Consider the following 5089-nt stretch of genomic DNA (forward strand, 5'->3'; position numbering starts at 1 on the left):
ACAGGTTTCGAGAAATAAAGGGCCAACCCCAACATCGTGAAAAACTTGTGAATTCCTTGATGATGTGCTAATCTATTCATGAGACATGAACCTCCTTGTGAATAGTTTTGGTGACACATCTATTCTAATCAAGGAATCGGGTTCATGTCTTCTTTTTTGTTTGGTTGTAAATTTATGTTAGTAAATTTGCTCATCTACAGTAAAAGATCTAAATCGTTTTGAATAAATTCGTTTATGCCAATCCACTCTATTTTCATTTCGTTTGGTTTTGCAACGTTTAAAAAGTCTGTAATAATATCGTTTGCTCGATCGAGTTCGGGAATTAACAGTTGTTCGATGAGTGTGACAATATGTTCAGGTAGTTGCTCTTTCAAAAACTGTAAATATCCTCTTACGGTAGTTAACGGATTTCGAATTTCATGCGCAATCCCGGCAGCAATTCGCCCAGCGATCGCTAATTTTTCAGCTTCTTTCATTTGATTAAGCGATTGAAACATACTAATGACGCGTTTAATTGATCCATCTTCATTGTATAAAATACGTGTATTAATAATGCCATAGTACCGATCAAGCACTTCACAATTGTAAAGCGGTTGTTTTGTCCGCAGTGTTTTTAGCGTCATAATCTGTTCGTCAGGAATGTTTAACAACTCCCGAATATGTTTTCCAATGATTTCATCCCGATTGACGCCAATGTCGTTCGCTGCCTGTAAGTTACATAATGTAATGATTCCGTTCGCATCAACAAAAACGATATGATGGGAAACAAGATCAAAAATAGGCGCTAAAAATTGTTCAACTTGTTCAAATGGATAATCTTTTTGTAAATTCATTTTCCATTGTATTATTGGTTTTTGTCGCTCATTTTTTTTTATTCTTTCGACGATCGGAGTAGATATATCATTTTCCTTTTTCAACATCTTTCCTATTTCGTGATCGACGTACGAAAATGGGAAAGGAATGTGTTCGATAAAACGTTTATATAATTTCACTTCTTCTTCAAGATCGTTTATTTTTCGTTTTAATTGCTCATGAGTTTCCATCGTTCTAACCCCTTGTTTCACTATTTCTATGTTGAAGTTTATCGTAAAACAAATAAATCAGCTAGTATGTATTTTATTTTTTTATAAAACTATGTTCTAAATGAAAAAATGTAATAAACACAAATACGAGTGAATAAACTGGAAAGGAAAAGTTAGAAAGGGGGAGGAAAATGACACCGCAATTTATGGCTTTCATCGACCCTTATGTTTATCAAACGTTACAAACGATTAAAGGAAGGGAAGTAGTAATCGAAACGGTGCGTGGAAATATACAAGGCATAATTCAAGATGTAAAACCAGATCACATTGTATTAAAAAGTAGCGATACCCTCTTTTTTGTTCGCATTCAGCAAATCACTTGGATTATGCCAAAATAAGAGGGGGAGTACAATGTTTACAAGAGTGAACAAACTGCAGATTGAATTGCCGAAATCTACGTATGCGGATGCAAATGCCGCCGCAGCAGTACAAGAGTTGCTCGGCGGAAGATTCGGGGAAATGTCAACGTTAAATAATTATTTGTTTCAGTCGTTCAACTTTCGTGAAAAGAAAAAATTAAAACCTTTTTATGATTTAGTTGCAAGTATTACAGCAGAGGAATTAGGTCATGTCGAACTCGTTACAACGGCGATTAATCTATGTTTGACGGGAACAACGTTTGAAGGGGATCCGGATGTTACTCCGATGCAAAGTGGGGTAGATAAACGAAATACGTACCATTTTATCGCGACAGCACAAACCGCTTTACCAGGGGATTCAATGGGAAAATCGTGGTCAGGGGATTACGTCTTCAACAGCGGGAACTTAGTTTTAGATTTGCTACACAATTTTTTCTTAGAATGTGGTGCTCGTACACATAAAATGAGAGTATATGAGATGACCGATCATCCTGTCGCAAGAGAAATGATTGGTTATTTACTTGTGCGTGGAGGAGTGCACATTACCGCTTATGCGAAAGCACTTCAAATTGTCACAGGTGTTGATGTGACAAAAATGTTGCCAATTCCTAACTTAAGCAATGATAAATTTGATGTAGCACGTAAATACGAACAGCAAGGATGGCATCGGAAGTTGTACACATTTAGTGAACATGATTATCAGGACGTAAAGCAAATTTGGAAAGGAACGCATCCGCTTGATGGGGGACAGCTCGAAGTGATTCAAGGAACACCAGAGGGAGCGCCGATCCCCGATTTGGAATCGGTCGAGGAAACATTTGCCCCAGGAATTTCATACGAGGATTTTCTCGAAATTGCAAGACGTCTTCAACAATCAGCGGGGTTGTGAGCTGTGCAATATGCATAGCTCTTTTTTTTATCCTAAATTTAAATAATAGAACTATGTTCTAAATAATCAATTAAAAATCAAAGAAAGAGAATAGGCAATTGCTTGTTTATGATCAAATAACATATAATGAAAAAGATGCAAAGGAGGATGAGATGAATTGATCACGCTACAACACATATACGAAGCGCAACAACGAATGAAAACAGTTGTTCACAAAACTCCTCTTGAATTTTCACAAACGTTTAGTCGACTATCAAATAATCGAGTGTACATGAAATTAGAAAACTTACAGAAAACAGGTTCATTTAAAGTTCGAGGATCGTACAATAAAATCATTTCATTGAGCGAAGAAGAGAAAAGGCGTGGGGTAATTGCAGCTTCAGCGGGCAATCATGCACAAGGGGTAGCTTATTCTAGCAGCATGATCGGAATACCATGTACCATTGTCATGCCGAAGGGTGCGCCATTAAGTAAAATTCAAGCGACACAAAGTTATGGCGCAAACGTTATTCTACACGGTGATGTATTTGACGAATCGTTAGAATATGCTCGAAAGCTTCAGCAAGAAACAGGTGCAACATTCGTTCATCCTTTTGATGACCCAGCCGTTATTGCTGGACAAGGTACAATTGGTTTAGAATTATTTGACCAGCTTGACCATATTGATGCAGTCGTTTGCCCTGTTGGTGGTGGTGGGTTGCTTGCAGGATTAGCTATTGCTATGAAACAAAAAAATCCTACTATCCGCATATATGGCGTTGAATCTGCTGCTTGTGCAAGCACCACAGCGGCTAAACAATATAATCAACCCGTTATGATTACTCCATCAAATACAATTGCAGACGGGATCGCTGTTAAACGAATTGGAGATTTAACGTTCTCATACATACAAAAATATGTGGATGATATTGTTTGTGTGGAAGAAACAGATATTTCACGAACAATGCTATATTTACTCGAGCGAAATAAATTGCTCGTTGAAGGATCAGCGGCTTGTTCATTAGCTGCTTTATTGTACAAAAAAATTCCGCTTGAAGGGAAAAACATTGTAGCCATTTTAAGCGGGGGGAATGTCGATGTAACGCTCATTTCACGCATTATCGAACGGGGACTTGTTGAATCTGGACGCTTTGTTACATTTTCAACAGTCATTTCAGACAAACCTGGTCAATTAAATAGGTTGCTTCGAATTATTGCTGATCTAGAAGCTAATGTAATGTCCATTGACCATCAGCGGATGGGCACGAACGTTCTCCCGGGTCAAGCCGAAATTCACTTCTCGCTTGAAACAAAAAATAGCGATCATATTTATCAAATTCAACGAGTTCTCACCGAGTCTGGGTATACAATTCGCCGTCTTGATTAAAAGGTAGTTTTTTGTATGAAATAATGCTTTTAAACGTATACATTTTCTACTATTATTAAATTAAATACACGTTTGATGTTAAAGGTGGGGAGAGAAAATGAAACGAATGGAGTTTTTTATCGTTCCACATCCGAGGGGAACTGTACGAGTAGATGTATACAAAAAAAATGGAACGTATGAAGCGCACGCCAAATTTAAGGATGTGGCCACCGCGCAGGCAAGCGGGAACGATAAACATTTTGCAGTATTGCAAGCACTACATGAACTCGCTAAATTTTTAAATAAATATAAAGGTTCTTGAAGGAGGAATCGCTCATGATTCATTTGAGCTGGCATGAACGTCCAACGATAAAAACAGTTGTATGTAATCATACGAACGCGGAAAAGTACATTGTTCACAATGTATTAACTCCAGGTAAAGAATATGAAGTAAAAAACGAAACAGACGATTTTTATTTCATTGTTGATAACCGTGGAAAAGTTGGCGGATACTATAAGCACTATTTTACAGAAAAAGCGGTATAGCACCGCTTTTTTTCATTTTTAACACAGCTGTTGATAAGGTCGCCCACGAACGTTATATGAAAAAGAAACAGATGATGCAAAACAAGGAAGATGGACATGGTCATGGTCATAACGACAATATGCAACAAGATAGTCATCAAAATGGACATAGCCATAAATAAAAAAGCTTGCCATTTTGGCGGCTTTTTTATTTTTTTGTAAATATTTACATAAACCGTATTATGTAATATAATACAGATATAACGGTTAGTACAGGAAAGGAAGGGGAGCGTCATGTCTTATTCCCTCGCTAGCTTTTTTACTACCAACCATCCTAGTTAGCGCCCACTCAGATCACTATAACCTTAATGGATATGCTGGGGCACAAAATCTTAAGTATTGGCGTGATGCTAGCGTTTCCAGTACAGGTTATCATAACCGTGCAGACACCGCATATGCAACTTGGAATAACATTTCTTCAAAGGTTGCTATTTCACAAGTCACTTCTGAACCTACATATTATAGCATTAAGGAAATATTACGAATCATTAGCATTGCATAAATATAGTTAGAATTTTCTGTTAATTATTTTTTGTGAATTTGTGCCAAAAAGACAAAACCTAAAGAAAGGCGGCACTGCCCATTTGGTAAATATATACAGTTAAATCAGAGCGACAACGACAAAAGGGAGATTATGGACTGGCTCGCCCATCAAATTTTCGCAACCAAACATAAGCTGGTTTCCACAGAGCTCTCTTTAACCAACGAGTAATTCGAAGTAGGGATTTCTTACTTTTCATCTCCAATTGAATGAGAACATGTAAGCAATACGTGATAAGGGCTAAGAAAATTTGATTTTGAATAGCTGTTTCACTCATTCCATAAAAGT

At 37.3% G+C, this 5089-nt stretch carries 5 protein-coding genes and 2 pseudogenes; 5 read left to right on the plus strand and 2 right to left on the minus strand.

Going from position 1 to position 5089, the window contains the following annotated elements; all coding sequences use genetic code 11:
• Positions 1-197 precede the first annotated feature (197 nt).
• Positions 198-1043: pseudogene (locus BM213_RS14075) on the minus strand (histidine kinase dimerization/phospho-acceptor domain-containing protein); the annotation flags it as partial.
• A gap of 170 nt (positions 1044-1213) precedes the next feature.
• Between BM213_RS14075 and BM213_RS14080 the strand changes: the two are divergent.
• The 5 genes from BM213_RS14080 to BM213_RS14100 all read left to right on the plus strand — a co-directional run bounded on the left by BM213_RS14080 (position 1214) and on the right by BM213_RS14100 (position 4221).
• A complete protein-coding gene (locus BM213_RS14080) occupies positions 1214-1420 on the plus strand; it encodes a YuzF family protein (protein ID WP_091705184.1) in 207 nt (68 codons plus the stop codon).
• A gap of 13 nt (positions 1421-1433) precedes the next feature.
• Positions 1434-2330: a manganese catalase family protein gene (locus tag BM213_RS14085; RefSeq protein ID WP_091705187.1), complete on the plus strand. Its 897-nt coding sequence runs from the start codon at positions 1434-1436 to the stop codon at positions 2328-2330.
• Positions 2331-2487: 157 nt separating this feature from the next.
• Entirely contained in the window at positions 2488-3696 is a 1209-nt protein-coding gene (gene ilvA / locus BM213_RS14090; protein ID WP_091705191.1) for a threonine ammonia-lyase, read from the plus strand.
• Between the two features lie 97 nt (positions 3697-3793).
• Positions 3794-3997: a hypothetical protein gene (locus BM213_RS14095; RefSeq protein WP_003398692.1), complete on the plus strand. Its 204-nt coding sequence runs from the start codon at positions 3794-3796 to the stop codon at positions 3995-3997.
• Positions 3998-4011: 14 nt separating this feature from the next.
• Positions 4012-4221, plus strand: coding sequence for a DUF6501 family protein (locus tag BM213_RS14100; protein ID WP_004890363.1), 210 nt, complete (start codon positions 4012-4014; stop codon positions 4219-4221).
• Positions 4222-4892: 671 nt separating this feature from the next.
• Here BM213_RS14100 and BM213_RS14820 read toward each other — a convergent pair.
• Positions 4893-5089: pseudogene (locus tag BM213_RS14820) on the minus strand (IS4 family transposase); the annotation flags it as partial.

This window comes from Anoxybacillus pushchinoensis, from assembly GCF_900111795.1.
Classification (GTDB): Bacteria; Bacillota; Bacilli; order Bacillales; family Anoxybacillaceae; genus Anoxybacillus; species Anoxybacillus pushchinoensis.

Excerpts from the sequence above, each read along its gene's own strand:
- BM213_RS14095 (WP_003398692.1), top strand. The coding sequence starts at position 3,794 with ATGAAACGAATGGAGTTTTTTATCGTTCCACATCCGAGGGGAACTGTA.
- BM213_RS14085 (WP_091705187.1), top strand. The coding sequence starts at position 1,434 with ATGTTTACAAGAGTGAACAAACTGCAGATTGAATTGCCGAAATCTACG.
- BM213_RS14080 (WP_091705184.1), top strand. The coding sequence starts at position 1,214 with ATGACACCGCAATTTATGGCTTTCATCGACCCTTATGTTTATCAAACG.
- BM213_RS14100 (WP_004890363.1), top strand. The coding sequence starts at position 4,012 with ATGATTCATTTGAGCTGGCATGAACGTCCAACGATAAAAACAGTTGTA.